12 protein-coding genes are annotated in these 13735 nt (G+C 62.0%); 3 read left to right on the forward strand and 9 right to left on the reverse strand.

What is annotated here, in order from left to right; all coding sequences use genetic code 11:
- Window positions 1-594: 594 nt before the first annotated feature.
- From ACDC67_RS13970 to ACDC67_RS13980, 3 genes are all read right to left on the reverse strand, one after another.
- On the reverse strand, window positions 595-2562 hold the full coding sequence (locus ACDC67_RS13970) for a type I restriction-modification system subunit M (RefSeq protein WP_376694184.1): 1968 nt from the start codon (window positions 2560-2562) through the stop codon (window positions 595-597).
- 203 nt (window positions 2563-2765) lie between these two features.
- The gene (locus ACDC67_RS13975; RefSeq protein WP_376694108.1) at window positions 2766-4076 is read right to left on the reverse strand and encodes a protein NO VEIN domain-containing protein; all 1311 of its coding nucleotides are present in this window, start codon (window positions 4074-4076) and stop codon (window positions 2766-2768) included.
- A 6-nt stretch (window positions 4077-4082) separates the two neighbouring features.
- The gene (locus ACDC67_RS13980) at window positions 4083-4469 is read right to left on the reverse strand and encodes an HIT family protein (protein ID WP_376694110.1); all 387 of its coding nucleotides are present in this window, start codon (window positions 4467-4469) and stop codon (window positions 4083-4085) included.
- A 131-nt stretch (window positions 4470-4600) separates the two neighbouring features.
- Between ACDC67_RS13980 and ACDC67_RS13985 the strand changes: the two genes are divergently transcribed.
- Window positions 4601-5518, forward strand: a complete 918-nt coding sequence (locus ACDC67_RS13985) for an alpha/beta hydrolase fold domain-containing protein (RefSeq protein ID WP_376694112.1) — start codon at window positions 4601-4603, stop codon at window positions 5516-5518.
- 326 nt (window positions 5519-5844) lie between these two features.
- Here the strand turns inward: ACDC67_RS13985 and ACDC67_RS13990 are convergent, their stop codons facing one another.
- The 5 genes from ACDC67_RS13990 to ACDC67_RS14010 all read right to left on the reverse strand — a co-directional run bounded on the left by ACDC67_RS13990 (window position 5845) and on the right by ACDC67_RS14010 (window position 9389).
- A complete protein-coding gene (locus ACDC67_RS13990; protein ID WP_376694114.1) occupies window positions 5845-6228 on the reverse strand; it encodes a nucleotide pyrophosphohydrolase in 384 nt (127 codons plus the stop codon).
- A gap of 28 nt (window positions 6229-6256) precedes the next feature.
- On the reverse strand, window positions 6257-6520 hold the full coding sequence (locus tag ACDC67_RS13995; RefSeq protein WP_376694116.1) for a hypothetical protein: 264 nt from the start codon (window positions 6518-6520) through the stop codon (window positions 6257-6259).
- A gap of 2 nt (window positions 6521-6522) precedes the next feature.
- Window positions 6523-6975, reverse strand: coding sequence for a helix-turn-helix domain-containing protein (locus tag ACDC67_RS14000; protein WP_376694117.1), 453 nt, complete (start codon window positions 6973-6975; stop codon window positions 6523-6525).
- A gap of 112 nt (window positions 6976-7087) precedes the next feature.
- On the reverse strand, window positions 7088-7924 hold the full coding sequence (locus tag ACDC67_RS14005; protein ID WP_376694119.1) for a nuclease-related domain-containing protein: 837 nt from the start codon (window positions 7922-7924) through the stop codon (window positions 7088-7090).
- A 118-nt stretch (window positions 7925-8042) separates the two neighbouring features.
- Complete coding sequence (locus ACDC67_RS14010) at window positions 8043-9389, reverse strand: Fic family protein (protein WP_376694120.1); 1347 nt, start codon at window positions 9387-9389, stop codon at window positions 8043-8045.
- 339 nt (window positions 9390-9728) lie between these two features.
- Between ACDC67_RS14010 and ACDC67_RS14015 the strand changes: the two genes are divergently transcribed.
- Window positions 9729-9980 (forward strand): helix-turn-helix domain-containing protein, encoded by a 252-nt coding sequence (locus ACDC67_RS14015; RefSeq protein WP_376694122.1) that lies wholly within the window; start codon window positions 9729-9731, stop codon window positions 9978-9980.
- Window positions 9980-11293: a type II toxin-antitoxin system HipA family toxin gene (locus tag ACDC67_RS14020; RefSeq protein ID WP_376694123.1), complete on the forward strand. Its 1314-nt coding sequence runs from the start codon at window positions 9980-9982 to the stop codon at window positions 11291-11293. The genes ACDC67_RS14015 and ACDC67_RS14020 overlap by 1 nt, the downstream gene beginning before the upstream one ends.
- Before the next feature lie 127 nt (window positions 11294-11420).
- On the opposite strand, the gene ACDC67_RS14025 is transcribed toward ACDC67_RS14020, so the two are convergent.
- Window positions 11421-13583, reverse strand: a complete 2163-nt coding sequence (locus ACDC67_RS14025; RefSeq protein WP_376694125.1) for a S46 family peptidase — start codon at window positions 13581-13583, stop codon at window positions 11421-11423.
- Window positions 13584-13735: the final 152 nt, after the last annotated feature.

The raw sequence follows: 13735 nt of genomic DNA on the forward strand, positions 1-13735 counted from the left end.
GCGTCAGGCCAAGGGCGGCTTCGAAAATCTGTGCGCTCATCACTCCGGCTCCAATCAGGGTCCCGAGGCGATGATACCCACTCAAAATTCAACAGAGGCTAATTTCTAGTTGTCGCAGATAATCTGGATCAAGGTCCCACTGATTTACTCTGATTCCTTTTGAGCGGCGAAGGTACTGGGTCGCATACTCCTTACACCGAAGCAGGTAGTGGACATAGCTGGGCTCCAAGTCTGTTTGGTAAAGGTGCGGCTTGGCCGTGTATACGAAGTAAGCCGGGCTTACGATGCCTCGAAGATCGGACACCGCAATTGAACCCTGCCAAGCCTTCATCTTGTTGAGGACCACATCCCCGTTGCAAACCAACTGGTAGGGAGAAAGGTCTTCAGAAGGCTTGTTGAAGTTGTCATCTCTGGATGATTTCGGGATAACTCCGTAGTCGCGATAGACAGACAGGAGCTCTTCTTGCGAGTGTCCTGTGCGCTTTACTCGCCTATACATGCGGCCGAAACGCTTCCAAGCCCAGTGTGAAGGCAAGGGAGGAAGCCAATCGGATCCTTCCGCTTCAGCGTAATTGGAATAGGAGCGCATGGCAGTCAAACGTGCACCTCCCGCAGCAGCGCCATGATTTCCGCACTCACTCGATCCAGATCCGCATCAATCTCGTCCAACGGCCTCGGCGGCTGGTACTCGTAGAAGTGCCGATTGAACGGAATCTCGTAGCCGACGATGCCGACTTTCCCGTCCTGTTCGTCGGTCTTGGACTCGTCGATCCAGGCATTGGGTACATGCGGCAGCACTTCGCGCTCGAAGTAGACCTGGATACTCTCGCTGAGCGGCACATTCTCGTAGTCGCGTAGGTCGCTATCGGGTTCCGGTTCGCCCTTCTTCACGCAGATCTCGGCGTCTTCGTTGTGCTCGCCAAGATTCCTTTCCAGTGGCTTGAACATGGCGGCGGACAACTTGATATCGCCCAGCGCGTTCTTGAGGGCTTTTTGGAAGGCGCTTCGGCTCAGGTACTTTTCTTGCGGCAGTGATCCCAGCGCGGCGAGCAGGGCCTGCTGGTCGTCGGCATCCAGCTTTTCCCAGGTCTTCTCGGCCTGCAGGGCGGCCAGGCGATCCTCATCCTTGGGGTAAAAGGCGAGTTGCAATGGGCGTTCGACGGTAATGCGGCGAAAGCCGAAGGCTTCAGTCGGGAATATCTTGCAGCGCTCGCCTTCCTCGAACTCGCCGTAGAGGCGGACGATGTCGTCGATGGTGTGTTCGTCAAGGTATTTGCGCTTAGAGCCCAGAGACTTGCGCATCTTCTCGCTCAGGTCGGTGGCGTTGATGAGCTGGACCTGCTTCTTGCGCTCGTCGGCCTTGGTGTTCGAGAGCACCCAGACGTAGGTGGCGATGCCCGTGTTGTAGAACATGTCAGTGGGCAGCGCGACGATAGCTTCTAGCAGGTCGTGCTCCAGGATATAGCGCCGGATCTCGGACTCGCCCGAGCCGGCGCCGCCGGTAAACAGCGGCGAGCCGTTAAGGATGATGCCGATGCGCGAGCCGCCCTCATCCTTGGGCCGCATTTTCGAGATCAGGTGCAGCAGGAACAGCAACGAGCCATCGGAGACGCGTGGCGTTCCGGGGCCAAAGCGCCCGGTGAAGCCTTTTTGCTTGTGCTCGTCCTCGACATCTTTCTTGACCTTCTTCCAGTCCACACCGAAGGGTGGATTGGCGAGCATGAAGTCGAACTTCTGGTCCGGCAGCTGATCGTCTGAGAGCGTGTTGCCGTGCTTGATATTGCTGATCTCGTGGCCTTTGACCAGCATGTCGGCCATGCAGATGGCGTAGGACTCGGGGTTGAGTTCCTGACCAAAAACGCGCACCCGCGCTCCTGAGGAGATGGAGGTGATGTACTCCTCCCCGGCCGACAGGAAGCCGCCGGTGCCGGCGGTGGGGTCGTAGACGGTGATGATCTTGCCGGGCGCGATCTTCTCCTGCTGGTCGGTGAAGATCAGCGCGGTGGTCAGGCGCACGATGTCGCGCGGCGTGAAGTGCTCCCCGGCGGTCTCGTTGGAGGACTCGGCGAAGCGCCGGATTAGCTCCTCGAAGATCAGCCCCATGGTGTAGTTGTCATGGGTTTCCGGGCTGAGGTCGGTGGTCGCGAAGCGCTGGACGACCTTGTAGAGCAGATTGGCGTCGTCCAGGCGCTCGAGAAATTCATGGAATTTGAACTTGTCGAAAATCTCGCGGGCTTCGGGACTAAAGCTCTGGATGTAGGTGTCCAGGTTGTCCAGGATCTGCGTCTCACCCAGCTTGCTCAGGTCCATCGGCGAGGTGTTGTAGAACGGCAGATCGGCGGCCTTGCGCAGGAAGGGGCCCTGCGGCAGATCTTCGCCCTCCAGGCGCTTGGCCTCGTCGAGGACGGCCTGCTTGGTCGGCGCCAGCACACACTCGAGCCGGCGAAGCAGCGTGAACGGCAGGATGATGCGGCCGTACTGGGACTGTTTGAAATCGCCACGAAGCAGGTCGGCGACGGACCAGAGGAAACTGGCGGTTTGGCTGAAGTTTTCGGTCATTATTCCGTGTTTTCTTCCGCTTAGGTTAGAGAGGCTAGCGGCCTCGGAGCATCAGCGGTGGCGCCGTTGTAAAATAGGGTCGGGCTCTGGAAAATCGTGAAATCAATCACTTACCGCCCCTTTCGCGCCCGCGAACCAACGCTGGGAGTATGACGATCTGAGGGGAATCTCGCAACGCCGTCGCCTGGACCAACCGTGAGCGGGGGCTAGTCACCGAATACTGCGCGGTATTGCTGGGGCAGCAGGTGCACATGGCCCTCGACGGCGCCGGGGAGCACGAAGAGCCTGGGTCGGCGACGGAACTCGTAGATCCGGTAGAGGCGGTAGCTCGAAGCCCGCTCGTTGGAGAATGCGCGCTCGTTTTCGCTGATCAGGAAGGGCTGGTATTTGCCGGAGTTGGTGGTTTTGACCTCGACGAACAGCTCCTTTTCGTAGTCCGGGTCGAATGAGCGGATGTCGAAGCCGAGTCCATCGCCTTCTTCCCGGCTGGACCACTTCACTTCTTCGGCAAGGTCCGGGCGGCCGCTCTGAGTGAGCCGATAACGCTCGAATTCCAGCGCAAACCGTTCGCCGCTTTCGCCCAGGGCGCGATTCAGGCGCTCGCGCGTGGCGAAATCGATCTTGCGGCCAAGATAACGACGATCCGGCCGCTTGTAGTCCGTCAGACGCTCGGGCGGGTCGGGATCAAACACGCTCGACCAGTCGACCTTCTCCGGATTGGGTGGCGCGGGTTCAGCTTCTGCGCCCTGGGTGAGTTCGTCGAATTCCGCGGGATCACGAGCGATGTGGGCGAGCACGGCCTGCTTGAGCTGCTGCTGGTAGTTGAATGCCGGCTTGTAGCCTGGAATGTAGGGCAGACCCAGCTCTAGAAGGACAGCGCTGATGTTCTGGTGCTTGTACTCTATCGAGCCTTCACTGCGATTGTTGAGCCTGGTCCGCAGCCGCTTTCGGTGCTCTGCCTTTTTGTACGGCTCGCCTCGAATATCCTGGTTGAGCATTGCCAGGTAGTCCTGGACGATGAGTTCGCACTCGAGCCAGTCCCAGCCCCTGGCCGAGCGCAGGATTTCCTCGCGCCCGGCGTCATCAAGATTGGTGAGCAGGGCTTGCCGGAGTAGTTCGGCGGCGAGGGAGTTGCCGAGCAGCTCGAACAGCTCGTCATCGAGGTGGGCGTACTGAATGCATCGTTCGATCACGCCGGGGCCGCTTGCATTGCTGAGTGTGGCGTACTCGGCGCGACCACCCGGCTTGATCTGGTGATGCCAGAAGCCCTCACTGCGGAGATGGAAGAAGGGGAGATGCGGGTTATTGCGATCCGATTCCTCGGCGAACTGGTCGAGATACCCCTTGAACCGGTCTCGCAGCGCCTTGCTGAAAAAGATGCGGTTGTCGGTGATCTCGCCGGACTGAATGCCGTTGATCACCGCCAGCAGCATGGCTACCTTATGCGGGCTCTTTCGCCCACCGGCCGCATTCATATTCAGCTTTGAGAAGCGACGCTCGTAGTCCAGCAGGCCCATAGCCGATCATTTCCCCCAGTAGTTGGCCTTCTTAGGAATCACGTGGCGCACCCCGCCCCTAGGATCGTCGTGATCGCCCTTGTAACGCGGGATCAGGTGGACGTGCAAATGGAAGATCGTTTGACCAGCGGCCTCGCCCGAGTTGATGCCGATGTTCCAGCCATCGGGCTGGTGCGCGCGCTCGATCTTCTCTCGCACCACGGGGAGCGCCGCAACCACGGCCAGCTGCTCGGTCGGCGATGCCTCGAACCAGCCAGCGACGTGTCGGCGGGGAACGATCAGTGCGTGGCCCGGGCTGACGGGATAGCGGTCCCAAAGGGCGAGCACGTGCTCGTCCTCGTGGAACACCTGGTCAGGATCGGGCTCGCAGAAGGGGCAGTCTCCGTTAGCCATGGGGTCAGTATCCATGGTTGAACGGTTGCCAACAAGCCGGCGGCCCACTTGCTGGTTGAGTTCGGATTCTGGGCATTCTTCGCCGGACCCCTTGATTGCGCCGTCACCAGGGTGTGGCCATGATGTCCCTCATGACCAACTCGATTGCTTTCACGATCGCGCTGCTGGCCTGTCTGGTGCTGGTCGGCTGTGCGCGGCATCTCACCGACCCCGGGCGTGACATTTCGTTGCCGAACAAGGGCCATGTGGTGCTGGCCGATCAGCGTTTCTCGCCGCCGGACTGGCCGCAGGCGCTGTATGCCGATGTCTATATTCCGGACGGCGATAGTCCCGATGGCAGTCCGGCGGCGTGGCCGGCGGTGTTGGTGGTCCACGGTGGGGGCTGGGAGCGGCGTAGTCGGGAGGATATGACGAGCATTTCCCGCCGGCTGGCGGATCATGGGTTCGTGGCGGTCAATATCGACTATCGATTTGCGCCCGAGTATCGCTTTCCGGCCCAGCTTCACGATGTGCAGGTCGCGCATCGGTGGATGCGGGAGGAGGCCTCGCGGCTGCGGATCGATCCTGACCGGATTGCCGGGTTGGGGTTTTCGTCCGGGGCGCACCTGGTGGCGCTGGCCGGGCTGGTCGCGGGTACGGACTCATCGCTGAATGCCGAGTACGGGCCGGAGGACGACGGGTATTTTGCGGTGGTGGTCGGCGGGATTCCGTCGGATTTCGACCTGTTCTCGGGCGGCAAGCTGCTGCGGCAGCTCATGGGTGCCACGCAGGACGAGGCGCCGGAAGCCTACCGGGCGGCCTCGCCGATCACGCACGTGCATGCCGATGCGCCGCCGTTTTTCCTCTTTCACGGGACGCTGGATCAAACGGTGCCCTACGAGCACGCCCGGGTGTTGTACGAGGCGCTGCTCGAACACGGCGTACACGCCGAGCTGTACCGGATGCGTCTGCGCGGGCATGTCACTTCTTTTCTCACCCGTGGTGGGGCGATGCGGAGCGCTGTTGCCTTTTTGCATGACATGGCGGGGCGACAGACGGACGGGGAGTGAGTGCTGGCTGTCCCACCTGCTAATATGGTTATTCAGTCTTAGCCGACCAAAGCCGATGGCCTCGCTTCCCCATCGAAAATCTCGCGTCAAGGCAACTCGCTCTGAGATTCGTCGAGCCGTGGCCAGCTCTACGGCCATAGAGACGGGTCAGAGCGTGAAGGCGCTCGAGTGCAAGCTCAAGAACGGCCAGCTCCGTGGGCGTCACGTGACGCTGGCTGCTGCCAAGACTCGGTAGATTCCAAGCACCTTCCCTTCCGATCCAGGCTGGAATTCGGACTGGCTGCCTGAAGCGTCGTAGCGGTTAGTCACAATCCGCCCCCAACTGCTTAGCCCTTCTTCAATCGACTGTACTTCAGGGCCGTTCCCCGCGCCAGGTCGGCCGGGTACTTCTCGGCATTGAGCTTCATCTTCTCGGCCACCGCCGGGCCGATGTCGATGCCTAAGCGGTCGGAGATGGCGGCCAGGTAAATCTGGATGTCGGCGATTTCATGGGCGACGGCCTGTTTGGCGTCGTCGGGCAGGTTGCGGCTTTCTTCCTGGGTCAGCCACTGGAACAGTTCGAGGAGTTCGCCGGCTTCTCCGGCCAGCGCCATGGCCAGGTTCTTGGGCGAGTGGAACTGGGCCCAGTCGCGGTCGGCGACGAATTGGCGGAACTGGTGTTTGAATTCGGCCAGGTCGGGCCATTCGGGGGATCTTTTGGGGGGCTTCACTCTGGTGATCCTGTGGCTTCTGTGTTCGTCAGATGAGCCGCTCGAATTCTCGGAGCCTATCGGCGGTTGCCGGTAGGCAATCCGGTATTGCCATATCCATCAGCGCCCGCGTTCGCTGCAACTGCTCCTCTGACAGGTCAGTACGCTCGGCCAGCAAATTGCGCATCCACTCTTCATGGATTTGTCGGGTCCAGCGGGCGGCAAAGAGTCCGGTGGTCGCCAACCGAATGAGGAAGTCACGCAATGGCGCAGGATAGAGAACGCAGACGTCGTAGACGACGACAAAGCGCACTCTCAGTATCCCATATCCAGATCCTGAGCCTGGTCAGCGAGTTTCTGTAGCGCATCTTCCGAACTCCGCTCGCGCTGTTGCTTGTAATCGAGCAGATCCTTCAAGCGCACCCGCCGATGGGTACCCACCCTGCTGTACGGTATTTCTTCATTTTCGAGTAGCTTCACCAGGAAGGGACGCGAAACATTCAGCATGTCTGCCGCTTGCTGGGTGGTCAGTTCGGCATGCACGGGAATAGTGGTGACAGCATGGCCCTGAGCCATCTCGGCCAGCAGGTCTCGCAGTAGCGCCATGGCGCTGCGGGGCAGGATCAACTCTTCCCCGTCCAGCTGAACTCTGGCGCGATCGCTCTCCGGGCGTTCTCGCAGCAGCCGACTGAGAGCCGCTGCGCTCTGCCGCGCCAGGCTGACGGTTTCCGGGCTCGGGAGATCATTGTTGTGCTCGGCGTGACTCATCTCATCCTTCCCCTGCGGGTTCCTACCCTTTCTGACCCTCAATTTATTCGAAATATCCGAAACAAGCAAGGTCGATTAGCGTCGACAACAAGGACCTGAAGCTCCACAGCGCTCAAGCATGGGTGCCCCGCTCGGCCTCGCGGACTCTCACGATGCGCGAAAGGTGGTAGCTGTACAGCTTGATATCCGACTGAGACAGGGTTTTCTCAGAAGCGTCGAGAAACTTGGGCAGGGCCTTGGGGTTGAGCACCCAAATACCTCGGGAGGCGCCCTGCTCGGATTCGATGTACCAGCCGGGAAAGACAATCACCGGCCGGACGTCGATGCGCTTGCCGGTGGTTTCTTCAAGAAGGGTTGATAGCCAGGACGACTGGGCGCGCGCCTGAATGACGGGATTGCGCTCGGGCTCGAAGCCAGCCTTTGTGATTTTCTGTCCGTCGAAACGGAGTTTGGCTTCGCCTTTCGCGGGTTTGCTCCAGGTCTTGGTTTCGACGGTAAAGACGCCGGCCGGGCCGATCAGGACGTGGTCGACGTTGAAGCCCTCTCCCACCACGTCATGGAAGACCTGGTAGCCCTGTTCGCGCAGGCGCTCCAGGTACTGGCCCACAGCGCGTTCGCCGGCTTCGGCCTGTCTCAGGCGCTTGACCAGGGGGACGTACTTCGCCAGGCGATAGACCAGGAAGATCAAGGCGGCCCCGGCAATAATCGTCCAGGCCCAGGGGCTTGGCTCTGAGATGCCGAGTTCGTAGAACCAGGCTTGAGCCGCGAGCGCCGCGAACAGAAAGGTCCACATCAATGGAACCGACACTTTGTCCAGCGCAATCGTAATGCGCTGCTCGCGCAGCGACTGCCCGGCGTCGCGCACCGGGCGATCCTTGAGCGGAGACTTGGTGGGCTGGCGCTTCGGCATGGGTCTGCCTTTTGGTATCGAGAACACGCAGGGGATCATAGCGTTTTACGTCGGGGATGCGGCTCCGGGTCAAGTTCAGTTCTATACGCGCGTGGATGGGTGTGATCTGAGCTGGGACGTCGTCCTGATGCGTTCCGGCCTTTGGCCTCCACGCATCCTACGTTTGGGCCGCATCGGCTTCGATTCTGCGAGTCAGGTCGTCGGGGGCAAAGAAGCGGATTGGTTTGCGGCCGGGGGCGGATTGATCCAGGAACCCCAGTTCGGCGAGCTCGAGGAGGTCGCTTCTTGCCGTCGCGTAGGCGACATCGTGGCTGCGCTGGTGCGAGCCGAAGGTGTACTCCGCGCGCGGGTTGCGCAGGGCGTGGCTGAGCAACGCGAGCTGGCGGTGGTTCAGGGGCACGCGCGTCTTCAGTTTGCGCTCAACGGCCTGTACTTCTTCGGTTTTGCGCCGCAGGTAGGCATCGAGCGCTTCCATGGCCCGGCTGACGACTTCGAGCTGGTGGAGCAGGAAGTAGGTCAGGTCGTTGTCGTCGGTTTCGGTTCGCAGGAAGGCGCGTTTGTACCTGGCCGGGGCCTGCCGGAGGATGGTCGAGATCGAGATGAACTCGAACAGCCAGTAGTCGGACTGCAGCATCTTCCAGTAGAACAGCGCCCGGGCGGTGCGACCGTTGCCGTCGACGAAGGGATGATCCCAGGCCAGCCAGAAATGGAGAACCATGGCGTGGATGACCGGGTGCAGGAATTCCTGGCCGGTCAGGGTCCGGTTGGCGAACTCGCACAGTTCCTCCAGGCGCTCGGGCAGTACGTTTGCCGGCGGCGGTCGGTGCAGGAGTTCCCGGGTGCGGTTGTCCCGCACTTCCACGCGCTCTTCGTCTTCGGTCTGCAGCCGTCCCGCGCTGTCCGGATCGTCGAGCGTTTCCTCGGTCACCTGGCGGTGCAGCTGCAGGACGAGTTCGGGGCTGAACGGGCGATCGCGCCACTCGCGAATGGTCGCCATAGCCTGGTAGTTGTTGAAGATCATGCGCTCGTCGTGGTCGCGTGGTCGCCGACCGCTGCGCAGCATGTCGACGGCCACCCTGCGGGTCGTGGCCGCGCCTTCGAGCTGGCTGGAGGTGATGGCTTCTTCGATCAGCGACGACACCAGGTAGCGATCGCGCTGGGCGCCGGTGGCAATCAAATCGAATGTGCCGATTCGGCCGGCCAGGCTGCTGTCGATGCGGTGGAGTTGTTCCTGGATCGGCTCGACCGGGCAGTAGTGAAAAGCCGTTCCCCGAAGGTCGTGCAGCGGCACCGATTTACGCAACGGCCAGCGCGCCGCCTTGACGGCAGCCCACCAGTCTTCCGGCGACAGGCCGCCTGGAGGCGTGCGGTGGCGCAGCTTGTCCCAGTGGAAATACTGCCCGTCCGGCAGCGGCCCGACGCTGCCCTCGGCAAGAAGCTCGAGCAGCCGGTCCCTGTGTGCCGTAAACCGCCGTCGCCAGTTGGGAGGGGGAGGGAAGGCCATGATTATCAATTTCTTGAAAAGTGATAATCATTGTAAAGCCAATACCCAAAGATTATCAACATCGCTGGAATTGATAATGTTTGTGAGATGACTGTACGGTTGTCCGTCGGGGATGCGACCCCGATCGACGCTCCAGCGGACAATTGCGGGCGTGTTCGGGCGCGGGTATGTTGGCTTAACCATTCGTCCGTCTCGGGGAGTCACGGCCTATCTGAACGCCGACGCCTGACGCATAAACAATTTCTATACGCTGTAGCGCATATTGACAGTCTATGCGCTGTGGCGTATATTCCTGCTTTATGCGCTCCAGCGTATCAGCGGGATATCAGGAGGCGGGCCATGGTGGAAATCGTTCGATCACCAAAGTCCCTGGGCGTGGCATTGCGGCGCCGCAGGCGTGAGCTCGGACTCACGCAAAGAGACCTCGCCGCACGGGCGGGTCTTCGCCAGGGCACCATTTCGCAAGTAGAAAACGGGCTCGAGACGATGAAGCTCCGAACCGTGATGGACCTGCTTCGGGCCCTGGAGCTGGAGATCGCGATTCAGCCGCGCAGCAAGGGCTCACACGACGAGATTGCGGACCTGTTCTGATGCCTCGGCGACGAAAAGGCAGCAGACTCCAGGTGGCCCTGAACGGGCGGCGCGTCGGGGTATTGGATCGGGCCGCCACCGGCGCGATTACCTTCGCCTACGATTCCGATTGGCTCGCCGATGACCGGCGCTCGATTCCTGTCTCCCTGTCACTGCCGCTGCGGGAAGAACGCTACAGCGGTAGCGTGGTTTCGGCGTACTTCGACAACCTGCTGCCCGACAACGACGAAATCCGCAGGATCGTTGCCGAACGCGTCGGGGCGGATGGAACCGACGCATTCAGTCTTCTGGACAAGATCGGGCGTGATTGCGTGGGCGCGCTTCAGTTTTTACCCGAAAGCGACGAAATGGTCGCGCCGGGGGCGCCTCGCTGCGCTTCGCTCAGCGACGCCGATGTGGCCGAGACGATCCGCGACCTGCCCACCGCACCCCTGGGAATACGAGCGGACGGCGAGCGCGAGGTCCGCATTTCCATTGCCGGCGCACAAGAGAAAACGGCCCTGCTCTGGCATCGGGGCTGGTGCCGCCCCGAAGGTTCGACGCCAACCACTCATATCCTGAAGCCACAGCTCGGTGAGCTGGGGAATGGTCTCGACATGCGCAGGAGCGTCGAAAACGAGCACTTCTGTTTGACGCTGTGCAGAGAGTTGGGACTGGAGTCAGCCACGACTGAAGTGCTGGACTTCGAGGATGTCCGCGTTCTCTCCGTTGAACGATTCGACCGATTGAAGACCAGAGACGAGCGGCTCCTTCGAGTGCCACAGGAAGACTTCTGCCAGGCGCTTTCCGTACCGCCGACTCGAAAGTACAACCGCGACGGCGGACCAGGTCTCCGGGAGTGCCTGGATCTGCTCGGCGGCAGCGACGATCCGCAACGGGATCGCCAGCGATTCCTCAAAGCCCAGATCGTCTTCTGGTTGCTGGGCGCACCCGACGGCCATGCCAAGAACTTCAGTATCTTCCTGACGGCGGGTGGGCGGTACCGGATGACGCCCTTGTATGACGTCATGTCCGTTCAGCCAGCCTACGCGGCCGGAAAGCTTCGTCGGAATGACTTCAAGATGGCCATGGCGGTCGGGGACAACCGGCATTACGTCATGGACGAGATCCTGCCGCGGCATTTCCGTCAGAGCGCCCGAGCCACCAGCGTGCCGGAAAGTGATCTGGAAGAAGTCTTCGAATCCCTCGGCTCGGGATTCGACCCGGCTTTCGAGCGCGCCCTCGGCGCCATGCCGGCCGACTTTCCCGGAGACCTTGCCGACGCGATCGTGCAGGGTGCCCGCCAGAGGCTGCAGCGGATGGAGGGCGGCTGACAGGCAATGATGCGTTCCGGCCTTTGGCCTCCACGCATCCTACGAAGCTGCGGCCCAGGACGATCCGGGCAGGCCGACCGTAGGATGCGTGGAGCGCCAGCGCAACGCATCTTGATCCTTTTTCGCTTTACTCGACCAGCTCCATTTCCTCGATCAGGGCATCGGCACCGTCGACCTTGTCCATCACCCACAGCATGTAGCGGGTGTCGACGTGGATGGTGCGGGTGGTGGCCGGGTCGAAGTCCCAGTCGGAATTGACCGACTCGATGGTGCCGTCGAACAGCAGGCCGACGAGCTCGCCCCTGGCATTGAGGGTGGCCGAGCCGGAGTTGCCGCCGGTCGAATCCAGGTCGGAGAGGAAGTTGACCGGGACCGAGCCGATGGACTCCAGTTCGTAGGGCCCGTAGTCGCCTTCGCGGATCAGCTCGAGCTGGCGTTCGGGGGCGTTGAAGGGTTCTTCGCCGGTGTTCTTGGCCAGGATGCCTTCCAGGGTGGTGAAGGGCTCGTAGATCAGGCCGTCCTTGGGCGAGCCGCCCAGCACCGTGCCGTAGGTGATGCGCAGGGTGGAGTTGGCATCGGGGTAGGCGGCGTAACCCTGGTCTTCCTGCCAGGCGATGATCGCTTCCATGTAGTCCGGGCGCAGGATCTGCATGCGACCGGCGCGGTCCTCGGAATCGCGCTCGAGCTTCATCTGCTGGTCGTAGAGTGCCGCGGCGAGCTGGATGAAGGGGTCTTCGCTGTTGTCGAGGGTTTCCGGGTCGGCGTCCATCAGTTCCAGGCGCCGCTCGACATCGCCCAGCTCGGTTTCGGCGTAGAGGCGGTCGAGGGTCTTGCCGACCTGTTCGGCGTCCCAGTCCTCGGGCAGGTCGAGGGCCTCGTCCAGGGCGTCCACCCGGGCCGTCTCGGGCGCGCTCATGTACTGCTCGAGAAAATGCATCCACACGGCCTTGTCGACGGCCGGGTCGTAGCGGCGCTCGATCGCCTGCATGCTTTGCTTGAAAAAGGCCATGTCGCGTTCCTGGTAGCCGGACTCGCGTTCGGCGTCGGGCTTCTGGCGCTCCCTCGACAGGCGATACAGGCGCTGCGCGGCCGAGAGCAGGCTCGAGCGCGTGGCGTTGTCGTAGTACCAGTCGTCGCGCGCGGCCTGGGCCGATTCTTCGCTCAGGGCGTCGAGTTTTTCCAGCGTCTCGTCATAGCCCTCGTCGGGGGCTTCGGCCTCGATCCAGTCACTGAGCGCTTCCTCGCGCTGGCGGCGGCGCTCGACCAGGCCGACGCGGCGCGCGCCCTCGATCTGGCCGCCGTAGTTCTTGTGGTAGTTGTTGAGACCGGCAAGCAGGCTCTCGTACTTGATGCGCGCGTCCGATCCTTCCGGGGCGGCTTCCTCGATGGTCGAGATCCAGCCTTCGAACATCTCGATGGTCTTGGGGTAGCGCCATTCGAAGGTGTTGGTCACTTCCGGCAGGCGCGTGTAGCGCTGGGTGGAGCCGGGGTAGCCGGCGGCCATCACGAAATCGCCCTCGTCGAGGCCGGCGCTGGATACTTTCAGGTAGTGCTCGGGCTCGAAGGGCACGTTGTCTTCGGAATGCTCGGCGGGCTCGCCGTCGGGGCCGACGTAGGCGCGGTAGAAGGCGAAGTCGCCGGTATGGCGCGGCCACATCCAGTTGTCGACATCACCGCCGTACTTGCCGATGCTGTCGGCCGGGCCGTAGACCAGGCGCACGTCCTGGATTTCCAGGCGGTCGATCAGCTTGTACTCGAGTCCGCCGTGGAAGCTGGCGACCTGGCAGCGATGGCCGGGCTGCTGTTCGCACTCGGCGATGAGTTCCTTCTCGCGCGCGTCGATGGTCTCGTATATGGACCGGCCGCTCATGTCGGCGTTGATGCCCTGGCGGATGCGGTCGGTGACGTTCTTGACCGCCACGGTGACGTACACGCGCGTGCCCGGGGCGGCCGGCAGTTCGGCGTCCAGGCTCTCGGCCAGGAAGCCCTCTTCCAGGTAGTTCTTCTCGGACGTGGCGTTGTACTGGATGGAGCCGCGCGCGCAGTGGTGATTGGTCACGACCAGGCCATCGGGCGAGACGAAGCTGGCGGTGCAGCCGCCGAGCGAGATCACCGCGCCCATGGGAAAGTCGGTCAGCCGGGTGAGGCTGTTCGGGTCCAGTTCCAGCCCGGTCTCGCGCAGGTCCTCGGCGATCAGCGGCAGCTGGTCGGGGGTCCACATGCCTTCCTTGGCCCAGGCGGTATTGGCCAGCAACAGCGCGGCGGCGAGGGTGATCGATGCGTGTTTCATCGGTTTACTCCGGTTCGGGGGCGTTTCAAACGGGCAATGCTACCTGAAATCGCGAAAGCGCCGGACGCGCGGGTTCCGGGTTCCGGGTTCCGGGTTCCGGGTTCATGGCCGCCAGCCCGGGTGGGTGCTAGTGTTCCGGGACATTTCAAGCA

The organism is Wenzhouxiangella indolica (assembly GCF_042310355.1).
Classification (GTDB): Bacteria; Pseudomonadota; Gammaproteobacteria; order Xanthomonadales; family Wenzhouxiangellaceae; genus Wenzhouxiangella.

What these genes read in the sequence shown, in the direction of transcription:
- ACDC67_RS13975 (WP_376694108.1), bottom strand. Translation starts at nt 4,076, where the DNA reads ATGGGCCTGCTGGACTACGAGCGTCGCTTCTCAAAGCTGAATATGAAT.
- ACDC67_RS13980 (WP_376694110.1), bottom strand. Translation starts at nt 4,469, where the DNA reads ATGGCTAACGGAGACTGCCCCTTCTGCGAGCCCGATCCTGACCAGGTG.
- ACDC67_RS13985 (WP_376694112.1), top strand. Translation starts at nt 4,601, where the DNA reads ATGACCAACTCGATTGCTTTCACGATCGCGCTGCTGGCCTGTCTGGTG.
- ACDC67_RS14000 (WP_376694117.1), bottom strand. Translation starts at nt 6,975, where the DNA reads ATGAGTCACGCCGAGCACAACAATGATCTCCCGAGCCCGGAAACCGTC.
- ACDC67_RS14005 (WP_376694119.1), bottom strand. Translation starts at nt 7,924, where the DNA reads ATGATCCCCTGCGTGTTCTCGATACCAAAAGGCAGACCCATGCCGAAG.
- ACDC67_RS14010 (WP_376694120.1), bottom strand. Translation starts at nt 9,389, where the DNA reads ATGGCCTTCCCTCCCCCTCCCAACTGGCGACGGCGGTTTACGGCACAC.
- ACDC67_RS14015 (WP_376694122.1), top strand. Translation starts at nt 9,729, where the DNA reads ATGGTGGAAATCGTTCGATCACCAAAGTCCCTGGGCGTGGCATTGCGG.
- ACDC67_RS14020 (WP_376694123.1), top strand. Translation starts at nt 9,980, where the DNA reads ATGCCTCGGCGACGAAAAGGCAGCAGACTCCAGGTGGCCCTGAACGGG.
- ACDC67_RS14025 (WP_376694125.1), bottom strand. Translation starts at nt 13,583, where the DNA reads ATGAAACACGCATCGATCACCCTCGCCGCCGCGCTGTTGCTGGCCAAT.